Genomic DNA, 21,473 nt, shown 5'->3' with positions numbered 1-21,473 from the left:
CCGTAATAAACATATAGCGCATAGGGGGACTTGCCACAAGCCCCGGGTGATGCCGCAAACTCACTCGCCGTAGCCGAAACCTGCGGAAATGGGAGTCTGTGACCACTCAGGGGTACGAAGAGGAACTGAGCTCCGAACGCGAGTACGTCGCCGGGCTTTACACGCGCCTGGACGCCGAACGCGCGCGAGTGAAGGGGGAGTTCAAGGCCGCGCTGGGGGGAACCGGCGGGACCGTCATGGAGCGGGACGTCGAGGTGCGCTCGCTCGACCGCGAGGCGCGGCGGCTGGACGTGGTGGACAACGGCCTGTGCTTCGGCAGGCTGGACGCCGTTTCGGGGGAGAGTTCCTACATCGGCCGCATCGGCCTGTTCGACGAGGAGAACGACTACGAACCGGTGCTGCTCGACTGGCGGGCACCGGCATCGCGCCCGTTCTACACGGCGACCGGCGCGACTCCGGAGAAGATGCGCCGCCGTCGCCAGTTCCACACGCACGGCCGTGAGGTGACCGGGTTCACCGACGAGGTGTTCGGACGTCCGGGCGGTGACGCGCGGGGTGACGCCGCCCTCCTCGCTGCCGTCAACGCGCCGCGCGGGCAGGGGATGCGCGACATCGTCGCGACCATCCAGTCCGAACAGGACGAGATCATCCGGCACGACCATCCGGGCGTGATGGTGATCGAGGGCGGGCCGGGCACCGGGAAGACGGTGGTGGCGCTGCACCGCGTCGCCTACCTGCTCTACACGCAGCGCGAGCGGATGGAACGGCACGGCGTGCTCGTCGTCGGGCCGAATCCGGCGTTCCTGCACCACATCGGCCGCGTCCTGCCGTCGCTGGGCGAGACCGACGTCGTGTTCATGACCACCGGCGATTTCGTCCCCGGCAAGCACGTCACCGCCGAAGACGGTCCGGAAGTCGCGCGGCTCAAGGGTTCGCTGAAGATGCTGGACGTCCTCGACGCGGCCGTGGCAGACCGGCAGAGCCTGCCGGAGGAACCGGTGTCGATCGAACTCACCGACGTCACGGTCCGGATCGACGCCGCGACCGCGGAATGGGCGAGGGACGAGGCGCGCAAGAGCGGCCTGCCGCACAACGAGGCCCGGCTGGTGTTCACCGACATCGTCACCTACGTGCTCACCGAACGCGCGATCGCGCGGATCGGCCGCGGCTGGCTGAGCCGGGACGACCGCGACGAGTGGGAGCGGCTGCGGAAGGACCTGCTCAAGGAACTGGCGGAAAGCGAGACGTTCACCTCCGCGCTCGACGCGCTCTGGCCGATCCTGACGCCGGAATCCTTGCTGGGAACCCTTTACACGTCCCCGGAACGGCTTCGTGCGGCCGGTGCCGACGAGGCGCTGCTGCGGACCGACGGCGACGCCTGGACGGTGTCGGACATGCCGCTGCTCGACGAACTCGTCGACCTGCTCGGCCGCGACATCGCGGCGGAGAAGGCCGCCGAACAGGCCGTCGAGCGGGAGAAGCAGGCCGAGGCCGAGTACGCCGCCGGGGTGTTCGACACGATGAAGCTGGACCGCGAGGAGATGGACGAGGACGTCCTGCTGTCCGCGGAAAACCTGCTCTACGCCGAGGACCTCGCCGATCGGTTCGTCGAACACGACACCCGGAGCCTCGTCGAACGCGCCTCCGCGGACCGGGACTGGACCTACCGGCACGTCGTCGTCGACGAAGCGCAGGAACTGTCCGAAATGGACTGGCGGGTGCTGATGCGCCGCTGTCCCAACCGGTCGTTCACCGTCGTCGGCGATCTGGCGCAGCGCCGGTCCGAGGCGGGCGCACGGTCGTGGGACGCGATGCTGGAGCCGTACGTGCCGGGCCGCTGGGTCTACCGGTCGCTGACGGTGAACTACCGCACCCCGGCGGAGATCATGGCCGTCGCCGCCGCGGTCCTCGCCGAATTCGCCCCCGACGTCAAACCGCCGGATTCGGTCCGTGCCTGCGGTGTCGAGCCGTGGTCCCGGAAGGTCACCGAAGACTCCTTGGCGGCCGCCATCGAGGAATTCGTCCAGGAGGAGGCCGGCCGCGAAGGCACCAGCATCGTGATCGGACCGCCCGGGACACCGGGCACCGTGCCCGCTTCGGAGACGAAGGGCCTCGAGTTCGACGCCGTCCTCGTCGTGGAGCCCGAGCTGATCCTCGCCGACGGTCCGCGTGGCGCGGCGGAGCTGTACGTCGCGCTGACGCGCGCTACGCAGCGGCTCGGCGTCCTGCACGACGGCCCGTTGCCGTCGGCTTTGGCGGGATTGGCCTCGTGACTCACCTGATCGAACCGTAACTCGCGTGATCAGACGGCGATCTCCCAGCACGGCCTTCACCGAGGTGTTGCGAAAGCCACTTTCGCAACGTTGAGTGTTGTGAAAGTGGCTTTCGCAACACCCGAGGGGCGGTAGGTAAGGGGGTGGGCCCGTTCACCCGGGGTGACTGGGCGCGAAGGCGGGAGTCGCGTGCTGGAGCCCGGATCTCGTGTGCTCGGAGACGTGACTCGCGTGCCTGGCTACCGCACTCGGATGTACGGCGTCCGAGCACGCGAGATCCGTCTTCAGGCACGCGAGTTACGTGCCCAGGCACGCGAGGTCGGCGCTAGCGCGTCGGGTCCTTGCCGTTCGGTTGCCGCGGTCCGGGACCCGGCGACCACCAGCCGGGGACGACCTTCTCGCCGTGGATGATCGTCGGCGCGATCCCCTCGGTGAACGGCTCCACCTGCAGCAGCTGGCCCCACGACTGGCTCGGCTGCCCGATCAGGTAGCTGGGCACCTCGGGTTCGTCGGCGACCTCTTCGAGCCAGCCGATCGGGCCGCCGTTGGTGCTGGAAGCCCAGTTCGCCTCGTCGGCGACGGCGCCGGCGGTGATCCGGTACTCGGGCATCTTCGAGATGCCGTCGTGCGAGGTCACCGGCTGCACGCACGGGTAGACGAACGACGCGGGCCAGTCGACGTACACCGGTTTGCCGGCGATCTTCTCGGTCAGCGTGGTGAACGTCGGCACGCGCGGCGCGGACGCGGCGATCCAGCCGTCCTCGGTGAGGTCGTTGTCGACGATGTTGATCCGCACCGACGTCGTCTCGGCGGGGAGGTCGCGCAGGTTGATCCGGGTGTCGTTCCAGCCGTTCGTCCCCGCGCCCGGCGGGAGCACGAACTGGCTGCGGATGACCTTCACACCTTCGGGGGTGCCCACGCCGTAGTCCAGGCTGACCGACGTCGGCCGCCGTGACGCGCCCGCGGTGGCGACCACGATCTGGCCGTCGGCGGGCTTCTCGGTGAGGGCATACCAGTCGCTGCGAAGCCGTCCGGCGCGTGTCTCGGGGTCGAGGAAGCTGCTCCACATGGGCACTTCTTCGGGTTTGAAGCCGTGCGGCGGTTCGGCGAGCGGGTCCTTGTCGTCGATCGCGCGGGTGTGGAACCCGGTCTGCACGCGGCCGTTGTCCTGTTCGGGATCGGGCAGCGGTGGCGGGGTCTGGCCGGCGGGCGGCTCTTCCTTCTTCACCGGCACAGTGCGCTGCTCCGGCTGGGCGCGCAGGATGCTGGTCGCCGCGTCCCGTTCCACCATCACGTGGTCGGAAAGGTTGCAGCTCTTGCCGGACAGATGCCCGAAGTTCGCGGCACCGAGGCTGTAGGAACCGGCCTGGTTGTGGATCGCCCACGCCATGCTGACGAATTCACCCGTCGCCATCAGACCGCAGACGACCACCAGTGAGAGCGAGCCCAGCCGCAGTGACCGGCTCCGGCCCTCCTGTGGACCGGCGGGTAGCCCTGGCCGGTGCGCGCGGACGTTCTCGACGAACGCGTAGATCCCGGAGATCGCGGCCGCGACCAGCAGGATCGTCGACAGCGGGATCCCGCCGATCGACGGCGCCACCGCCGTCCACTGCACGCCGAGTTTCGAGACGAACCAGAAGGAGTTAGGCCCGGTCGCGGCCAGCGCGCCGACCACGAGCAGCCCGGCCAGGAACGCGGCCCGGTTCCGCCTGGACCGCAGCACCGTCGAACTCGTCGCCAGCGCCGTCAAGGCCGCCATGGCCGCGCCGACGGCGGCGAACGCGCCGAAGTGGTGCGTCCACTTGGTCGGGGTCAGGGCCAGGAGCAGGAAGAACAGTGCGACCGTGCCGATCAGGCGGCGGCTGGGGCCGAGTGCGGCGCCGGGGATCCGGCCGCGGCGCAGCAGCACCACCAGACAGGTCCCGGTGCACAGCAGCACCAGCAGGACGGGGAACCGGCGTGGCGCGGATCCGTCCGGCAGGCTTTCGAAGAGCAACTGGTAGCGCGCGAGTTCCTGGAACCACGACAGGTTCGGGCCGACCTGCGTGCGGATCCGGGTCGCCTCCTGCACGGTGGCGAAGGTCTGGTCGGCGAACACCACGACCAGCACCAGCAAGCCCGCGGCCAGCACCGGCGCGAGCACCGGCAGCCAGCCGTTCTCGGCGCGCTGGCGGACCAGTTTGAACAGCGGGCGGGCGGCGACCAGGAACGGCGCGACCGCGATCAGCCCGGTCGGCGTCGCGGCCAGGGTGAACCCGGCGGCGGTGAGCCCGAGGGCCAGCGGCAGCAGCCGTCGCGTCACCAGCGCGCGCTCGACGGCGCAGATCGCCAGCAGCGAACCCAGCGCGGCGACCGGTTCCGGCCGGACACCGTTGTTGAACGGCATCCACCAGACCAGGAACACCGCGGCGGCGGCCCAGCCCGCCGCGCGGCTCGTCCGGACCTGCGTGCCGAGGCGGGGCATGACCTCTCGGCTGATCAGCAGCCAGCTCAGGACCCCGAGTACGAACGACGGGAGCCGGATCCACGGCGGCACCGTGCTGACGTGCGCCATCAGCTGATACACGTGGTAGAACCAGCCGAACGGCGCCTCGGCGACGCCGAACCAGCGGTGATAGTTGGTCAGGTAGCCGGTGTCCTCGGCCACTCTCGACATCGTGAGGATGTAGCCGTCGTCCGAGGTGACCGGGCCGATGAAGACCCACGCGCCGAGCGCCACGATCACCGTCGCGTCGCGGGCGGTCAGCCGCCACCAGCCGACCGGCGCCCAGCGCGGCGCGCGGCGGGCGAAGCCCGAGTCCATCCGCCACACCGCGATCAGGCAGCCGATGAAGGCGAGTGCCGCGATCACCCCGATGATGGATTTCAGCAGTGTCGGCGAGGTCTGGTAGCGGGTGTCCGGGACGACCGAGACGTGCAGGCCGGTGATCGGGTCCTTACCGGAGTTGATCGAGGAGTAGATCCCGACCAGCCGCGGCCGGACGTCGCCCTCGGCGTGGAACACCACGGTGTCGGCGACGGACAGCGTCATCTGGTTGGCGTCCGCGACCAGCTTGACGTCGCAGTTGTGCTGCGGCGTCGACTGCGGAGGCAGCGGCTGCTGCACGATCTGCTGGCCCTGGCTGGAGGCGAGGAGGACACCGTTGTCGATGCGCAGCTGAAGGCCGACGCCCTTGCCCGCGCGCGGGTCGGTGCGGCCGTCGGGCACGGTGGAGAACAACAGGGCCTGCCCCTGCGAACGCGCGTCCAGCGAACGGACGGTCGTGCACGGGAGGTCGACGCGCAGATCCTGGGCCCAGTACCCGGTCAAGGGCGCGTTGACGGAGCGGGTGTCGCCGCCCGTTGGCCAGACGACCTCCGCTGTGTCCTGCACCACCGGCAGGAAGGGGAAAGCCAACGCGCACAAGGCGGACAGCAACCCCAGCGTGACAGCGATCAAACGCATCGGCGCAACGCTAACGGGTCTGGTCCGAACGGCTTACGCAGGGCTGCCCTTGGTCGTGACGCTCAGCCAGGTTAAGGCGTCCTGAACTGTCGTTACGCTGGCCGTTTCAGGTCGCAGGGGTCGCCGGACGACGACCACCGGGAGGTCGAGTTCCCGGGCCGCGGTGAGCTTCGCCGCGGTCATCCCGCCGCCGCTGTCCTTGGTGACGAGCACCTGCACACGGTGCTGTTCCATCAGCGCGCGTTCCTTCGCGGGCTCGTACGGGCCTCGGTCCAGCAGGACTTCGTGACGACGGGGGAGCGGTGCCTCGGGCGGATCGACGCAGCGGATCAGGAACCAGAGGTCCAGCCCGGCGAAGGCGGCGAGGCCCTGACGCCCGCTGGTGAGGAACACGCGATCGCCGAGTCCGGGGAGCAGGCGCGCGGCGTGGCCGAGGTCGTCGGCCCACTGCCAGTCGTCGCCGGGCTGTTCGGTCCATCCCGGCCTCGCGAGCCTGAGCAGCGGTGTGTTCGTTTCCCGCGCCGCGGTGGCCGCGTTGGCGCCGATCTGCTCGGCGAAGGGGTGCGTCGCGTCGATGACCGCTTCGACGTCGTTCTCGGTCAGCCAGCGCGCGAGACCTTCTGGACCGCCGAAGCCGCCGACGCGGACTTCGCCGTCGGGCAGCTTCGGCCGTGCGACGCGGCCGGCCAGGGACGAGACGACGTGCTCGCCACCGGCGACCAGTTCCTTCGCCAGGTCCCGGGCTTCGCCGGTGCCGCCCAGGATCAGCAGCGTCATCGGGCCACGGCGGCGCGCCACCGTTCCAGGGTGCGCAGGTTGGCGAGCGTCTCCGCCCAGGTGAGCTCGGGGGCCTGACGGTCGGCGAGGTGCGTGGCGACATGGTCGGCTTCGCGAGCGAAGAGGCCCTGCGTCGCTTCGACCTCGATCACCTCGGGCTCGCCGTCTTCCGGCGTGAGGATGATCTGCGACGTCTTCGGTTTGCGCATCTCGTGGATCCACGCGGGCTTCGGCACGTATAGCTGTCCTCGCGAGCCGTAGACGCGGATGTGGTCGTCCTGGGTGAGCTGGAACCCGCAGGCCACCTGCGCGACGATCCCGCCGGGCAGTCGCAGCAGGCCGAACGCGACCTCGTCGACGCCGTTCTCGTCGAGCCTCGCCATCCCGAGGACCTCTTCGGGCTCCACGACGTCCTGCCCGGTAGCCGCCTGCGAGACCAGCCGCGCGAGCGACGTGCAGTAACAGCCGACGTCGAAGATCCCGCCGCCGCCGAGCGCCGGATCGGTCAGCCGGGGGACGGCGAAGTTGTAGCTGAAGGCGACGTCGACCGCGCGGACCTCGCCGATGGCGCCGCAGGAGATCAGCTCGGCCAGCCGCCGGATCTGCGGATGCAGCCGGTACATGAACGCCTCCATGAGGAAGACGTCGTTCAAGCGGGCCGCTTCGATGACCTTCTCGGCTTCGCCGACGTCGACGGTCAGCGGTTTCTCGCACAGGATGTGCTTGCCGGCCTCGGCCGCGCGGATCGCCCATTCGCCGTGCAGCGGATGCGGCGTCGAGATGTAGACCGCGTCGACGTCCGGATCGGCGAGCAGGTCTTCGTAGGAGCCGTAGCATTTCGGGATCTCGAATCGGCTCGCGAACTCGGCCGCCCGGTCGCCGGAGCGCGCGGCGACGGCTTCGAGCACGCCGTGCTTGCTCTCCTCGACGCCCGCCGCGAACTCGGCGGCGATGTTCCCGGCGGCCAGCAGGCCCCAGCGCACGTTCTTCACAGTGACTCCGGTTGGCTAGCTCGATCACGGGTGGCCGAGTAGAGAAAACTATCGGGAAACCCTTCGGCCGCAAGGACTTCTCCGACGAAGATCATCGCCGCGCGGCTGATCCCGGCTTCGCGGGACTGGGCCGCGATGGTGCCGAGCGTTCCCCTCAGCACCTGTTCACCCGGCTGGCTCGCGAGCGCGACCACGGCCGCAGGGCAGTCGTCGGTGTAGAACGGCAGCAATTCGTCGACTACTTGCTCGATGCGGTTGATCGCCAGGTGCAGCGCGAGCGTGGTGCCGGTGCGGGCGAAGTTCGCCAGCGTCTCACCCGGCGGCATGGCGGTGGACCGCGCCTGCGCCCGCGTGACGACCAGGCTCTGGCCCACCTCGGGCACGGTCAGTTCGCGTTTGAGCAGTGCGGCCGCGGCGGCGAACGCGGGCACGCCGGGAGTGACGTCGTAGGGGACGCCGGCGGCGTCGAGGCGGCGCATCTGCTCGGCGACCGCGCTGTAGATCGACGGATCCCCGGAGCAGAGCCGCGCGATCTCGTGGCCGTTCCGGTGGGCCTCGACCATGCGCTCGACGATCGCGGGGAGGTCGAGGTTCGCGGTGTCGACGAGGTCCGCGTCATCCGGGCAATAGGCGAGCAGATCCGTCGGCGTCATGCTGCCGGGGTACAGGCAGGTTCGGCAGCGGCCGAGGAGGTCGCGGCCCCGCACGGTGATGAGGTCGGCCGCGCCGGGGCCGGCGCCGATGAAATGGACTGTCACGTTTCGCTCCGGAAATTCCACTGTGTGACGACCCGCGCGGGGGTCCAGCCGGTGAATCCACCCAGCGGCGTGGCCTGTTCGACGCCGATCCTGCTCAGTTCGCCGCCGTGTTCGGTGTACGCGCGGGCCAGGACCTGCTCGGATTCCAGGGTCACGCCGTGCGCGACGAGCCGTGCGCCGGTCGCCAGGCAGGCGTCGAGGACACCGGGCACGGTCAGTCCGCCGCCGACGAAGATCGCTTGCGGTTTGGTCAGTCCTTCGAGTGCTTCCGGCGCCGCGCCGATCACCACTTCGAGTTCCGGAACCCCGAGCGCGTGCGCGTTCCGGGTGATCCGGGCGGCCCGCTCCGGCGACCGCTCGATCGCGACCGCCCGGTTCAGTGGATGCACCCGGGACCACTCGATCCCGACGCTGCCCGCTCCGGCGCCGACGTCCCACAGCAGTTCGCCGGGTGACGGCGCGAGCCTGGCCAGCGCGGACGCGCGGACGTCGCGTTTGGTGAGCTGGCCGTCGTGCTCGAAGGCGTCGTCCGGAAGGCCGGTCAGCGGCAGCGCGGGACCGTCGGCCTCGACGGCGAACACGGTCAGCGCGCCTGGACCGACCCGCTCGTCCGGGCCGCCGAGGTCGGACAGCGCGGTGACGCGGCTTCGTCCGTAACCGCGGGCTTTCAGCAGGTCACGCAGGTCTTCGGCGTTCGCTCCGAGGACGAGGATCCGGCGGCCCGGCGCCAGCGCCCGGCTCACCCGGCCGATCGCGCGGCCGACGACGGTGACCACCTCGGTCTCCTCCGCCGACCAGCCGAGCCTCGCGCGAGCGAGCGTCACGGACGAGAGCGCGGGCAGGATCTCGACGTCGTAGCCGCGCTGGATCAGCGTGGTGCCGATGCCGGACAGCAGGGGATCGCCGCTGGCCAGTACACAGACGCGGCCTCGCCCCGCCAGGAAGTCGTCCAGGGTGGGGAGCAGCGGGCTGGGCCACGGCTCGGTTTTCACGTCTTCGGGGAGGTAGGCGAGTTGTCGCGGCGAGCCCACGACCACGTCGGCGCGCGACACCGCTTCCCGTGCCTGGTCGGACAGGCCGGGCCAGCCGTCGGCCCCGATCCCGACGACGGTCAGGGGTGATTTTTCGCGCACGCCGGTCACGCTAGACGACGGTTTTCCTGTGCGATGATCGGCCAGAGGTCGTCGACGATGAGGGAGAGCTGTGAAGCCGTACCCGTTCACCGCCGTTGTGGGGATGCCGGATCTGCGCCTGGCGCTGGTGCTTTCCTCCATCTCGCCCGCTATCGGCGGAGTGCTGGTGCGCGGGGAGAAGGGCACGGCGAAGTCGACGATGGTGCGGGCGCTCGCCGGTCTGCTGCCCGGCGTCGACGTCGTGGACACGTGCCGGTTCTCCTGCGATCCGGTCGAACCCGACCCGGCCTGCCCGGACGGCCCGCACGCCGAGGGCTCGCCCGCGCACCGCCGTCCCGCGCGGCTGGTGGAACTGCCGGTCGGCGCGGCCGAAGACCGCGTGATCGGCTCGCTGAACCTGGAACGCGCGCTGGCCGACGGCGTCACCGACTTCCAGCCCGGCCTGCTGGCCGCCGCGCATCGCGGGCTGCTGTACGTCGACGAGGTCAACCTCCTGCACGACCACCTGGTCGACACGCTGCTCGACGCCGCCGCCATGGGCCGCGCGACCGTCGAGCGCGAAGGCGTCTCGGTGTCGCACGCCGCCCGGTTCGTCCTGATCGGCACGATGAACCCGGAGGAAGGCGAACTGCGCCCGCAGTTGCTGGACCGCTTCGGGCTCACCGTCGAGGTCGCTTCCAGCCGTGATCCCGAACTGCGCGTCGAGGTCGTCCGTCGCCGGCTCGCCTACGAGGCGGATCCCGACGGTTTCGCCGGCCAGTACGCCGCGGCCGACGCCGAACTGGCGGCGGAGGTCGAGGCGGCGCAACGGCTTCTGCCGTCGGTGAAGCTGCCGGACGACGCGCTCCGGCAGATCGCCGAGGTCTGCGCGTCCTTCGAGGTCGACGGGATGCGCGCGGACATCGTGACCGCGCGGACCGCGGTCGCGCACGCCGCCTGGGCCGGGCGCACCGAGGTGACCACCGAGGACATCCGGGTCGCGGCCCGGCTCGCGCTGCCGCACCGCCGTCGCCGCAATCCCTTCGACGCGCCCGGGATCTCCGAGGAGCAGCTGGAGCAGGCGTTGCAGGACGCCGAACCCGACGGCCCGGAACCCGAGGGGCCCGACGACGACGGCCCCGGCTCGGGAACCCCGCCGCCTTCGGAAGGCGGCACGGACGACGCGCCGCAGTCGCGGAGTGAGCCTTCGCCGGGTGGCGGTCAGAGCGGTGACCAGAAGCCGGTCCGCGCCGGGGAAGCGTTTCGCGCCAAGCGTTTCGAGGTGAAGGGCACCGGTGAGGGCGCCGCCGGGCGACGGTCCCGGGCGATCACCGACAACGGCCGCACGATCGGCGTCCAGCCCGCCGGGGTCAAGGATGGGCATCCGCATCTGCTGGCCACCGTGCGCGCGGCCGCGCCACATCAGCGTTCCCGGGGTCGCAGCGGCGCGGGGCTCGTGATGCGGGCACAGGATCTGCGGTTCGCGCGGCGGGAAGGGCGCGAGGGCAACCTGGTGCTGTTCTGCGTCGACGCGTCCGGCTCGATGGGCGCGCGGCAGCGGATGCGCGAGGTCAAGACCGCCGTGCTGTCGTTGCTGCTGGACGCCTACCAGCGCCGGGACAAGGTCGGCCTGGTCACCTTCCGCGCTTCGGGCGCCGAACTCGCCCTGCCGCCGACGAACAGCGTCGACGCCGCGGCGTCCCGTTTGGACGGTCTCGCGACCGGAGGGCGGACCCCGCTGGCGGAAGGACTCCTCGAGGCGGCACGGGTGCTGCGGATCGAGGCGGTCCGGGATCCGCAACGCCGTCCGCTGCTCGTCGTCGTCACCGACGGCCGCGCGACCAGCGGCGCCGACGCCGTCGACCGGGCGCAGCGGGCGGCCGGGTTGCTGGCCGGGAACGTGACGTCGGTCGTGATGGACTGCGAGAGCGGGAAGATGCGCCTCGGGCTCGCCGCGGAACTGGCCGGACATCTGGGCGCGGAACACGTTCCGGTCGCCGACGTCGGCACCGCTGACACGCTCGCCGGCGTCGTCCGCGCCCGGACCTCGGGGAGGGCCGCGTAATGCCCCAGGGCAAACCGGAAACCGTGCCGGACGACGGGCTCACCACCCGCCAGCGACGGAACCGCCCGCTGCTCGCCGTGCACACCGGCGAGATGAAGGGGAAGTCCACGGCCGCGTTCGGGATGGCGTTGCGTGCCTGGAACCAGGGCTGGTCGATCGGCGTGTTCCAGTTCGTCAAGTCGGCGAAATGGCGCGTCGGGGAGGAAGCCGCGTTCCGCGCGCTCGGCAAGCTGCACGACGACACCGGCCAGGGCGGGAAGGTCGAATGGCACAAGATGGGTGAGGGCTGGAGCTGGGCGCGCAAGTCCGGATCCGAGGAGGATCACGCCGTCAACGCGCGCGAAGGCTGGGCCGAGATCAAACGCCGTCTCGCCGCGGAAACCCACGACTTCTACGTCCTCGACGAGTTCAGCTACCTGCTCAAATGGGGCTGGCTCGAAGTGGAGGACGTCGTCTCCACGCTGACTTCGCGGCCGGGCCACCAGCACGTGGTGATCACCGGACGGTACGCGCCGCCGGAGCTGATCGAGGCCGCCGACCTGGTCACCGAGATGACCAAGGTGAAGCATCCGATGGACGCCGGGCAAAAGGGCCAGCGGGGGATCGAGTGGTAGCTCGCGTGGTCATCGCCGCGCCCGGATCCGGGCACGGGAAGACCACGATCGCCGCGGGGCTGATGGCGGCGCTGCGCGCGCGGGGACTGAAGGTGTCCGGGCACAAGGTCGGTCCGGACTTCATCGACCCGAGCTATCACGCCCTCGCGACCGGGCGCCCGGCCCGGAACCTGGACCCGTTCCTGCAGGGCGAAGAACAGCTGATCCCGTTGCTGCTGCACGGTTCCGCCGGGGCGGACCTCGCGATCATCGAAGGCGTGATGGGCCTGTTCGACGGCGCTCTCGGCACCGAGGGCTACGCGTCGACGGCGCATGTCGCTCGGCTTCTGGACGCTCCGGTCGTGCTCGTCGTGGACGCTTCGGCCGCGTCGCGCAGCGTCGCGGCGACCGTGCTCGGGTTCGCGCAGTACGACACCCGCGTCCGGCTGGCCGGCGTGATCCTCAACAAACTGGGCTCGCAGCGGCACGCGGACGAGATCGTCACGGCGCTCGAAGCGACCGGCGTCCCGCTGCTCGGAACGTTGTACCGCAACGAAGAGATCCACGCGCCGAGCCGTCACCTCGGCCTCGTACCCGCGGCGGAACGGGCGAGCGAGTCCGAGCGACTGCTGCCGGAACTGGCCGGGTGGATCAGCGAAGGCGTCGATCTCGGCGCCGTCGTGCAGGTCGCGCGAGCGGCTTCCCGGCTTTCGGGTGAGCCTTGGCGGCCGCCGCTTTCGCACGATGGCCCGCGTACGGTGGTCGCCGCCGCGGCCGGTCCCGCGTTCACCTTCCGCTACACCGAGGCCGTGGAGTTGCTCGCCGCCGCCGGCGTCGACGTCGTCGATGTGGATCCCTTGCAGGACAAGGAACTCCCCGAGGGGTGCGCCGGACTGTACTTCGGCGGCGGGTTCCCCGAGGTGCACGCCGAGGAGCTGTCGGCGAACGTCCCGCTGCGGACCGCGGTCGCGCGGGCCATCGGCGACGGGATGCCCGTGGTGGCGGAATGCGCCGGGCTGCTCTACCTGTGCCAGGACATCGACGGGCTGCCGATGACCGGCGTCCTCGACGCTTCGGCCTCGATGACCAAACGCGGGAAACTGGGCTACCGCAAGGCCTTCTCACCTGCCGACACCGTGCTGACCGTCGCCGGGCAGCGCGTCACCGGGCACGAGTTCCACCGCACGGTCGTCGAACCCGGCAGCGGGCCGACGCCGGCCTGGGGCTGGGACCGCACGCCGGACGGATTCGCGTCGGCGTCACTGCACGCCTCCTACCTGCACGTCCATTGGGCCGGATATCCGGAACTCGCCGAGCGGTTCGCCGCCGCGGTGCACGCCCATGGCTGACTACGACCTCGGGCATCACGGCGATCGCGAGGTCGGCGAGGGGCTCGTCGATCTGGCCGTCAACGTCCGGCTGCCGGTCCCGCCCGCCTGGCTGCGCGCCGAACTGGCGGCCGCGCTCGACGATCTGGCCGCGTACCCGGACGTCACCGCGGCGACCGAGGCAGTGGCCTCCCGGCATTCCCTGCCGGTGTCCCGAGTGCTGGTGACCTCGGGGGCCGCCGAGGCTTTCACGTTGCTGGCCACGGCTCTGCGGCCCGCTCATGCCGTCGTCGTGCATCCGCAGTTCACCGAGCCCGAAGCCGCTTTGCGCGCGGCCGGTCATCCCGTGGATCGCGTGGTGCTGACGCCCGACGACGGCTTCCGGCTGAGCGAGATTCCCGACGACGCCGACCTGGTCTTCGTCGGGAATCCCACGAACCCGACCTCGGTGCTCCATCCGGCCGCGGACCTGCTCGCCCTGGGACGTCCGGGCCGGTTGGTCGTCGTCGACGAGGCCTTCCTCGACGCCGTCCCCGGCGAGACCGAAAGCGTTGCGGGGCAACCGGGTTTCGCCGTCCTTCGGAGCCTCACCAAGACTTGGGGCATCGCCGGACTCCGCGCCGGCTACGTCCTGGCGGAAGAGTCCGTTGTGGACACTCTGCGCTCGGTGCAGCCACCTTGGTCGGTGTCTTCGCTCGCCGCCGTCGCCGTGGTGGCCTGCTGCCGCCCGGAGGCGTTGGAGGAAGCGGAAAAGCTGGCCGTCGCGGCGGAGTCGGACCGGGAGTACCTGGTTTCCGGCCTGGCGTCGCTGGGAGTCGAAGTGCCGGGGGAGCCGCGGGGCCCGTTCGTGCTCGTGCGGCTGCCCGGTGCGGACGGCGTCCGGGAACGTTTGCGGGACAAGGGTTACGCCGTCCGGCGTGGGGACACCTTCCCGGGGCTGGACGCGCGGTACCTGCGGATCGCCGTCCGGGACCGGGAGACGGTGGACGGCTTCCTGGCGGCACTCGCTTCCACGCTCTGAGGTCGTGAGTGGGTGAGGCCTGCCGGGGTGTTGCGAAAGCCACTTTCGCAACGTTGAAGGTTGCGAAAGTGGCTTTCGCAACGTTGATGTCCGCACGACCCCATCGAGGCGGGCGAAGTGGTTGGATGAGCCGGTGAACTTCGCGATCGGCGTCTTCGACCTCTTCGCCTACACCATTCCCGGTGCCCTGTACGTGGCGTTCTTCGGCTATCTCGGGGCGAAACTCCACATCCTGACGGCGGCGACCGTCGGCGGCGTGCCCACGGTCGTCATGGTCGTGGTGATCGTGGTGCTGAGTTTCCTGCTGGGCTATCTGGCCTATCCGCTCGGCGAAGCGCTGGAGCGGATCGTGCCGCGCAGGCGGAACCGGAACCCCGCAGAGGAGTTCGTCCGCCGGATGCCGTCGGCCGAGGGGCGCGCGTTCCTGAAAGAGAGCCCGCATCTCCTGGTGGGTGCCCTGCAGTTGCACGACAAGGACCTCGCGGTCGACGTCGCGCGGCTGCGCGCGTCGGGTCTGATGGTCCGCAACTGTGCGCCACCCCTGCTGTTCGGCGCGATCGCCGCCATCGTCGAGATCTTCGCGGGCAAACATCCGTTCATCGCCGCCGGCATGGCGGTGCTGCTCCTGTTCGCGTCGCTCACGCTGGTTTCGCAGGGCCGCAAACTCGGCCTCTGGGCCGGCTTGAAGACGCTGGAGTTGTGCTTCTGGCTCCCCGAAATCGACGAGAAACTGGCGGCGGCCGAGGCTATTCGCAAATCCGCTTGAAACCGGTCGCCCCCGGCCGGGCGTGGAAGACGACCTCGTGCCCGAGGGAATCCCGGAACACCGCCCGACCCGGCTTCGGCAAGGTCATCGTGCCTTGCTGGTAGGGATTGCCCCATTCGGGAGGCGGACCGGCCAGCGGCAGGTCGGCTTCGAAGTAGACGCCTTCGACGAGGGCTTCGTCGACACCGCAATGCGTGTACAGCTCGAACGGGAAGGACCTCTCGGCGGGGAAGACCGCGACCGGGAGGTGCTCCGGCAAGACTTCCGAGCGTGGCAGCGCCGTCAGGACGCCGACCGTGGCCAGCGCGGCGAGCGCCGCCGAGATCCACAGAACAGTGCGCATCGGACCCTCCCGTTCACCGCGTCCACGCGTGAACGGCCCGGAAGGTTGCCCGTCAGAACGACAAGGCCAGCAAGGCGACGGCGACGGCGACCTCGACGCAGCCTCCGAGTACGTCCCCGGTGACACCGCCCAGCCGCTGGACGCACCTGGCCAGCAACGCCGACGCGGCGGCATAGGCCAGCGTCACCGCGAGCAGCCCTTGCCACCAGGGAACGGTCAGCGCCGCCGCACCGGCGAGTACGGCGAACACCACCGCGGCCACCCACACCGGCACCGAACCGGCGACGGTCGCGCCGAGCCCTTCGGGCCGTGCCGACGGGACGCCGCGCGCGCAGCACAGGGAGAGCACCCCGCGTCCGGCGAAGACCGCGATCGCCGCGGCCGCGATCCCGTGCCCCGCCGAGATCGCTCCCGAAAGGGCGCCGACCTGCACCAGCAGGACCAGCACCAGCGTCGCGATCCCGGTCGGCCCGGAATCCCCGCGGCGCATGACCTCCAGCGCCCGCGCGCGGTCGTAGGAGGCACCGAGTCCGTCGGCGGTGTCGGAGAGACCGTCGAGATGCAGTCCGCGACTGCCCAGCGCCACCGCGCCCAGCGCCAGCGCCGCCGACGCGAACGCGGGCAGACCGATCAGCTCGCCGAGGAAGACGATCGACGAAGCGACGGCGGCGAGCGGGACGACGGCCAGTGGGGCGAGCACCATCGCGCCCCCGGCCACGCGCCGGTCGATCACTTCCGGCGCCGGCACCCGGACCGTGGTCAGGGTGCCGACCGCCATCTTGAGCGCGTCCGAGATCAAGCGAGGTCCGCCAGCAGGCCCATGTCCGCGAGGATCGCGCGCGCCGCCCGCAGCGTCGGGACGGCCTGGACGGCGCCGCTGCCCTCACCGAGCCGCAGCCCGAGGTCGAGGATCGGCTCCAGTTCGAGCGCCTTCAACGCGTACGCCTGCGACGGCTCGGTCGACCGGTGCCCGGCCAGCCACCACTGCTCGGCGCCCGGCGCGATCTCGCGGGCGACGAGCGCCGCGGCCCCGGAGAACACGCCGTCGAGCAGCACCGGCACCCCGCGAACCGCGGCCTGCACGAGGAAGCCCGCTGTCGCGGCGAGGCAAGCGCTGCCGAGCGTGGTCAGCAACGTGAAAGGGTCTTTCACCGCATCGGCCCTGATCAACGCGGCCTCGACGACAGCGAGCTTCCGAGCCCGCCCCTCCTCGTCGATCCCGGTGCCCGTACCGACGACGTCTTCCGGGAAAAGGCCGAGCAGCGAGGCGACCACGGCCGCGCAGACCGTCGTGTTGCCGATCCCCATGTCACCGGGGATGAGCAGATCCGCGCCGCCGTCGATCTCCTCGTCCGCGATCGCCAGCCCGTGCTCGAACGCCGTCCGCGCCTCGCCATCGGACAGCGCGTCCTCGACGTCGATCGGGCCGGAACCCCGCCGGACCTTGTGCGCGACGACCTCGGCTGGCACGTCCGCGCCGTCCCAGTCCACGGCGATGTCCAGCACCCGCACCTTCGCCCCGGCCAGTCCGGCGAGCACGCTGACGCCGCTCTTGCCCGCCAGGAACACCCGGACCATCGCGGCGGTGACCTCCCGCGGATACGCCGACATCCCGGAAACACCGTGGTCCCCGGCGAACACCACCACCCGGACGTCGTCGAGCGGCCGCGGCGGGACGACCCCGTGCGCGGCGCTGAGCCACGCGGCGAGGTCTTCGAGACGGCCGAGCGACCCCAGCGGCTTGACCAGACCGTCCAGCCTGGTCCGCGCGGCGGCGCCGGCCTCGGCGTCCGGGGTGGCGATGGCGAAACGCATGGCGGCTCCCTAAGGCAGGTCGAGCATCCGCCCGGCGACGACCAGTACGGTCCGGTCGGATTCGGCGGACACCCGGTTGTTCAGTGCGCCCAGCACATCACGGAACACCCGTCCGGACACCGTCGCGGGCACCACACCGCTGCCGACCTCGTTGCTGACCGCGATCACCGGCACGTCGGCCTGCGCCCACGCCGCCAGGAAGTCTTCGAGCCGTTCGTCGAGCCGCCGTTCCCAGCCTCCGCGCTGGTCCCAGGCGCCGACCTCGTCGAGTACGCGGCTGATCCAGGTGCCGAGACAGTCGATGAGCAGTGGATGCGTCGCCGTCCGCAGCACGGTGGCCAGATCGGTGGTCTCGATCGTCTTCCAGGTGCTCGGCCGCCGCGCGCGATGCGCGGCCACCCGAGCGGCCCACTCGGGATCGTCGTCGCTCGGCGGCAACCCGGGCGCCACATAGGTCAGGTGCGGGTGACGGGACGCGAGCCGCTCGGCGTGGTGTGACTTCCCAGAACGGACGCCGCCCAGTATCAGCACCTTGCCGTCGTCGCGCGAGTAGCGGCGAAGTGCCCGCGCGAGGGTCTCCAGATACCTCGCGAGGCGATGCGTCAGCTTGGTCATACCCCGCATTCTCGTGCACGCGCTACCGTTCGCCACGTGCCACTCCGACAAGCCGCCACCGCAGCCGGACTCGTTACCGGTTACGTCGCCGACGCCGTCTTCGGAGATCCACGTCGAGGGCATCCGGTCGCCGGCTTCGGACGCGCCGCGCAAGCCGTTGAGCAGCGGGTTTGGGCAGATTCGAAGGTGCGGGGCACGGCGTACACCGCGGTCTGCGCGGGTGCCGTCACCGGATTGGGGGTCGCCGCCCAGATCTCGACCCGGAAACACCCGTTCGCGCGGTTCGCCCTCACGGCCGCGTCCACCTGGGTGGTTCTCGGCGGTCGCGGTCTCGCGGCCGAGGGCACGAGGATGGCCCGGCTGCTCGACGACGGCGATCTGCCCGGCGCGCGGCGGCGGCTCTCGCACCTCTGCGCCCGCGACGCCACCGGGCTGGACACGGAACAACTCGCCCGCGCCACCACCGAATCCATCGCCGAGAACACCTCGGACGCCGTCGTCGCACCGCTGCTGTGGGGAGCGGTCGCCGGGATCCCCGGCCTGCTGGGCTACCGCGCGCTCAACACCCTCGACGCGATGGTCGGCTACCGGTCGCCGAAGTACGCCAACTTCGGCTGGGCCTCGGCCCGGGCGGACGATCTGGCGAATCTGGTGCCCTCCCGGGTCGGCGCGGCGCTGACAGTGGCTTCGGCGCCGCTGGCGGGCGGTTTCGCCAAACCCGCGTTCCGGGTCTGGCGCCGCGACGGGAAACACCACCCGAGTCCCAACGCCGGGCAGGTCGAGGCCGCTTTCGCGGGCGCGCTCGGGATCCGGCTCGGCGGGACGAACAGCTACGGCGGCCGTACCGAACGCCGCGGCGTCCTCGGTGACGGCCGCGAGCCCGAACCGGTGGACGTACGCCGCGCTGTCCGGCTTTCGAAGGTCGTCGGCCTCGCCGCGCTCGCCGTCGCGGTGGCGGTCACGAGGTGAGCGGGCTGCTCGTCGCGGGGACGACGTCGGACGCGGGCAAGAGCCTGGTGACCGCGGCGCTCTGCCGGTGGCTCGCGCGCCAAGGGGTGCGGGTCGCGCCCTTCAAGTCGCAGAACATGTCGAACAACTCGATGGTGTGCTCCGATGGCGCCGAGATCGGCCGCGCGCAATGGCTCCAGGCACGGGCCGCCCGGGTCGAGCCCGAAGCCGCGATGAACCCGGTGCTGCTGAAACCGGGTAGCGACCGGCGCAGTCACGTCGTCGCGCTCGGGAAACCGTTCGGCACGTTGGAGGCGGGGGAGTACGCGACCGGTCGCGCCGGGCTCGCCGAGATCGCCTTCGACACCTTCTCTTCCTTGCGGGAGAGGTTCGACGTCGTGCTCTGTGAGGGCGCGGGCAGTCCGGCCGAGATCAACCTGCGCTCCGGCGACTACGTCAACATGGGGCTGGCGCGGCGGTTCGGCCTGCCGGTGGTGGTCGTCGGCGACATCGACCGCGGCGGCGTGATGGCCGCGATGTTCGGCACCCTCGCCCTGCTTTCGGCCGAGGACCAGGCCTTGGTCTCGGGCTGGCTGGTCAACAAGTTCCGCGGCGACGTCGGCCTGCTCCGGCCCGGCCTGGCGACGCTGGAGAAGCTCACCGGCCGCGAGGTCTTCGGCGTCCTGCCGTGGCTGGACCAGGTGTGGATCGACTCCGAGGACGCCTTGGCCGCGGCGGGCTGGGGCGCCGGTGGCGGTTCCCTGCGCGTCGCGGTCGTGCGTTTCCCCCGCGCCTCCAACGCGACCGACGTCGACGCGCTCGCCGCCGAGCCCGGCGTCTCGGTCATGCTGACGGCCGATCCGGACACGGTCCTTTCCGCCGACGTGGTGATCCTGCCCGGTTCCCGCGCGACGGTGGACGATCTGGAATGGCTGCGCGCCCGCGGCCTGGCCGACGCGGTCCGCACGCGGGCCGAGGCCGGCCGTCCGGTGCTGGGGATCTGTGGCGGCTACCAGATGCTGGCCGCGGAGATCGAGGACGACGTCGAATCCGGTGCCGGAACCGTGCCCGGCCTTGGCCTGCTGCCGACCCGGGTCTCCTTCAGCGCAGACAAGGTGCTGGCACGTCCAACGGGTGAATGGCGCGGCCAACCGGTGGAGGCGTACGAGATCCACCACGGTGCCGTATCGGCCACCGGCCCCGCCGAGTCCTTTTTGGACGGATATCGGCGAGGTCCGATCTGGGGCACGATGTGGCACGGCGCCTTCGAGAACGACGGCTTCCGCCGCGCCTGGCTGGGCGAGGTCGCGGACTGGTCACCGGCCGACGGCGCGCCCGGATTCGGGCGGCTCCGGGAAAGCATGCTGGACCGTCTCGCCGACGCCGTCGAAGAGCACGCCGACACGGCGGGACTCCTGCGGCTGCTCGAAACCGGTGCGCCCGCCGACCTGCCTTTCGTGCCGCCGGGGGCCTGAGCCGGGTCGCAAGTCCGTGAAGGCCTCCTTGAGGGACTCTGGGTCCCTTAAGGAGGCCTTCACGGACCTAAGCGATCGCTCGGGCGACTTCCTTGCGTGCCAAGGCCTTCTCGACCAGAGCGCCGAAGGTGAGGCCGAGCACCGTCCACAGCACCAGCTGGGTGCCGACAGAGGCCAGCCGGAAGGTCCACAGGGTGGAACCGGGGAACTCGGCGGGGACCTCGTCGATCGACGGCAGCAGCGCCGCCGCCACCGCGATCAGCACGACGTACCCGCCCGCGGCGAGCAGCCCGCCGCGCCAGGCGCCGAGTTTGTCGGCCAGCTTCCGGCCGAACGCCGCGGCGAGGATGGCGACCAGCAGCGAGAGCGCTACGAAGCCGAAGTACAGCGACGTCCGGCTCCCGATGGTGCCCGCCTGTCCGACGGCGGGCGGATTCGCCGGGTACTTCAGGAACGGCACCAGGAACACGACCACGAACGCGCCACCGGTGAGCAGGGCCGCGGTCACCCGCGGCCGCAGCGTGCCGAGCCGTCCGTAGACGAAGGCGAACGCCAGCGAGAACAGGCCGCCGACGGCGACGCCGTACAGCCCGACGCCGGTCAGCAGCCCCACGGTGCTCTGCACACCGCGCGTGACCAGCTCTTCCTCTTCGGGCTCAGCGCCGGCGGGAGGGTGTTCGTGCGCCTCGGGGGAACTGTGGGAATGGGCGGCGGTGCCTTCGAGACCGATGGCGGTCTCGACCGAAGGCTCACCGAAGAAGTAGGCGAACAGGGTCGCCAAGACACCAGCGATCAGGCCCGCGAGCATGCCGCGGACCAGCAAGGTCCTCATCATGGGGCGTGCGCCCGCCTAGTGGCAGGGGAAGGCCAGCAGGTGCCGGCCGTCGTGGACGAACTCGTGGACGTACGAGTTCGCGAACACCGACACCGCACCCTGCTCGGCGCTGATGAAGTACAGGGTGATCAGCGAAAGGAGGATGACGAGCACCGCCCACGGCAGGATCTCGCGGACCGGGATCCGGATCGGGACGGGAACTGCGGTTACCGCTTGAGACGACATGCGGTGGGACCTCCTCGGGCTAGCGCGGCCTCTTCAGGGGTGACACGACGGCGCCGGGTCTGGCTTCCCCGAACCGTGTGGTTCGGG

The 21,473-nt window shown here is 70.9% G+C and carries 19 protein-coding genes; 8 read left to right on the top strand and 11 right to left on the bottom strand.

Annotated elements, in window-relative coordinates; translation table 11 throughout:
- Nucleotides 1–98: 98 nt before the first annotated feature.
- Entirely contained in the window at nt 99–2,273 is a 2,175-nt protein-coding gene (helR, locus tag H5J31_RS06035; RefSeq protein WP_181771456.1) for an RNA polymerase recycling motor ATPase HelR, read from the top strand.
- A 325-nt stretch (nt 2,274–2,598) separates the two neighbouring features.
- Here helR and H5J31_RS06030 read toward each other — a convergent pair whose 3' ends face one another.
- Genes H5J31_RS06030 through cbiE form a run of 5 tightly spaced genes read right to left on the bottom strand, consistent with a single transcriptional unit; the run spans nt 2,599 to nt 9,387 of the window.
- Entirely contained in the window at nt 2,599–5,718 is a 3,120-nt protein-coding gene (locus tag H5J31_RS06030) for an arabinosyltransferase domain-containing protein (RefSeq protein ID WP_181771455.1), read from the bottom strand.
- A gap of 33 nt (nt 5,719–5,751) precedes the next feature.
- A complete protein-coding gene (locus H5J31_RS06025; RefSeq protein ID WP_181771454.1) occupies nt 5,752–6,495 on the bottom strand; it encodes a cobalt-precorrin-6A reductase in 744 nt (247 codons plus the stop codon).
- On the bottom strand, nt 6,492–7,487 hold the full coding sequence (locus H5J31_RS06020; protein WP_181771453.1) for a Gfo/Idh/MocA family protein: 996 nt from the start codon (nt 7,485–7,487) through the stop codon (nt 6,492–6,494). The genes H5J31_RS06025 and H5J31_RS06020 overlap by 4 nt, the downstream gene beginning before the upstream one ends.
- Complete coding sequence (gene cobM / locus H5J31_RS06015) at nt 7,484–8,245, bottom strand: precorrin-4 C(11)-methyltransferase (RefSeq protein WP_181771452.1); 762 nt, start codon at nt 8,243–8,245, stop codon at nt 7,484–7,486. Before cobM ends, H5J31_RS06020 begins: the two co-directional genes overlap by 4 nt.
- Entirely contained in the window at nt 8,242–9,387 is a 1,146-nt protein-coding gene (gene cbiE / locus H5J31_RS06010; protein ID WP_181771451.1) for a precorrin-6y C5,15-methyltransferase (decarboxylating) subunit CbiE, read from the bottom strand. Before cbiE ends, cobM begins: the two co-directional genes overlap by 4 nt.
- A 61-nt stretch (nt 9,388–9,448) precedes the next feature.
- Between cbiE and H5J31_RS06005 the strand changes: the two genes are divergently transcribed.
- From H5J31_RS06005 to H5J31_RS05985, 5 genes are all read left to right on the top strand, one after another.
- The gene (locus H5J31_RS06005) at nt 9,449–11,422 is read left to right on the top strand and encodes a putative cobaltochelatase (RefSeq protein WP_181771450.1); all 1,974 of its coding nucleotides are present in this window, start codon (nt 9,449–9,451) and stop codon (nt 11,420–11,422) included.
- On the top strand, nt 11,422–12,036 hold the full coding sequence (cobO, locus tag H5J31_RS06000; RefSeq protein WP_181771449.1) for a cob(I)yrinic acid a,c-diamide adenosyltransferase: 615 nt from the start codon (nt 11,422–11,424) through the stop codon (nt 12,034–12,036). Before H5J31_RS06005 ends, cobO begins: the two co-directional genes overlap by 1 nt.
- Nucleotides 12,030–13,364, top strand: coding sequence for a cobyrinate a,c-diamide synthase (locus tag H5J31_RS05995; RefSeq protein WP_181771448.1), 1,335 nt, complete (start codon nt 12,030–12,032; stop codon nt 13,362–13,364). The genes cobO and H5J31_RS05995 overlap by 7 nt, the downstream gene beginning before the upstream one ends.
- Nucleotides 13,357–14,364: an Rv2231c family pyridoxal phosphate-dependent protein CobC gene (gene cobC, locus H5J31_RS05990; RefSeq protein ID WP_181771447.1), complete on the top strand. Its 1,008-nt coding sequence runs from the start codon at nt 13,357–13,359 to the stop codon at nt 14,362–14,364. Before H5J31_RS05995 ends, cobC begins: the two co-directional genes overlap by 8 nt.
- Nucleotides 14,365–14,497: 133 nt before the next feature.
- Nucleotides 14,498–15,130 (top strand): hypothetical protein, encoded by a 633-nt coding sequence (locus H5J31_RS05985; protein WP_181771446.1) that lies wholly within the window; start codon nt 14,498–14,500, stop codon nt 15,128–15,130.
- Here the strand turns inward: H5J31_RS05985 and H5J31_RS05980 are convergent.
- The 4 genes from H5J31_RS05980 to H5J31_RS05965 are packed head-to-tail and all read right to left on the bottom strand — an operon-like array spanning nt 15,111 to nt 17,903.
- Complete coding sequence (locus H5J31_RS05980) at nt 15,111–15,473, bottom strand: hypothetical protein (RefSeq protein ID WP_181771445.1); 363 nt, start codon at nt 15,471–15,473, stop codon at nt 15,111–15,113. The two genes, H5J31_RS05985 and H5J31_RS05980, sit on opposite strands and share 20 nt — an antisense overlap.
- Nucleotides 15,474–15,525: 52 nt before the next feature.
- Nucleotides 15,526–16,272, bottom strand: coding sequence for an adenosylcobinamide-GDP ribazoletransferase (locus H5J31_RS05975; RefSeq protein WP_236004741.1), 747 nt, complete (start codon nt 16,270–16,272; stop codon nt 15,526–15,528).
- Nucleotides 16,269–17,288 carry a nicotinate-nucleotide--dimethylbenzimidazole phosphoribosyltransferase gene (gene cobT, locus H5J31_RS05970; protein ID WP_181771444.1) on the bottom strand — a complete coding sequence of 340 codons (1,020 nt, stop codon included), beginning with the start codon at nt 17,286–17,288 and terminating at the stop codon, nt 16,269–16,271. Before cobT ends, H5J31_RS05975 begins: the two co-directional genes overlap by 4 nt.
- Nucleotides 17,289–17,297: 9 nt before the next feature.
- Complete coding sequence (locus tag H5J31_RS05965; protein WP_181771443.1) at nt 17,298–17,903, bottom strand: bifunctional adenosylcobinamide kinase/adenosylcobinamide-phosphate guanylyltransferase; 606 nt, start codon at nt 17,901–17,903, stop codon at nt 17,298–17,300.
- A gap of 36 nt (nt 17,904–17,939) precedes the next feature.
- Between H5J31_RS05965 and H5J31_RS05960 the strand changes: the two genes are divergently transcribed.
- Together H5J31_RS05960 and H5J31_RS05955 are read left to right on the top strand one after the other, a co-directional pair.
- Nucleotides 17,940–18,872, top strand: coding sequence for a cobalamin biosynthesis protein (locus tag H5J31_RS05960; RefSeq protein ID WP_181771442.1), 933 nt, complete (start codon nt 17,940–17,942; stop codon nt 18,870–18,872).
- Nucleotides 18,869–20,326, top strand: coding sequence for a cobyric acid synthase (locus H5J31_RS05955; protein ID WP_181771441.1), 1,458 nt, complete (start codon nt 18,869–18,871; stop codon nt 20,324–20,326). The genes H5J31_RS05960 and H5J31_RS05955 overlap by 4 nt, the downstream gene beginning before the upstream one ends.
- A 67-nt stretch (nt 20,327–20,393) precedes the next feature.
- Here the strand turns inward: H5J31_RS05955 and H5J31_RS05950 are convergent, their stop codons facing one another.
- Both H5J31_RS05950 and H5J31_RS05945 read right to left on the bottom strand, forming a co-directional pair.
- Complete coding sequence (locus H5J31_RS05950; RefSeq protein WP_181771440.1) at nt 20,394–21,161, bottom strand: CbtA family protein; 768 nt, start codon at nt 21,159–21,161, stop codon at nt 20,394–20,396.
- Nucleotides 21,162–21,176: 15 nt separating this feature from the next.
- On the bottom strand, nt 21,177–21,386 hold the full coding sequence (locus tag H5J31_RS05945; RefSeq protein WP_181771439.1) for a CbtB domain-containing protein: 210 nt from the start codon (nt 21,384–21,386) through the stop codon (nt 21,177–21,179).
- Between the last annotated feature and the right edge of the window lie 87 nt (nt 21,387–21,473).

The sequence above is a fragment of the Amycolatopsis pittospori genome, from assembly GCF_013870525.1.
In the GTDB taxonomy this organism is placed as follows: domain Bacteria; phylum Actinomycetota; class Actinomycetes; order Mycobacteriales; family Pseudonocardiaceae; genus Amycolatopsis; species Amycolatopsis pittospori.
This window is presented reverse-complemented; position numbering and strand designations above follow the sequence as displayed.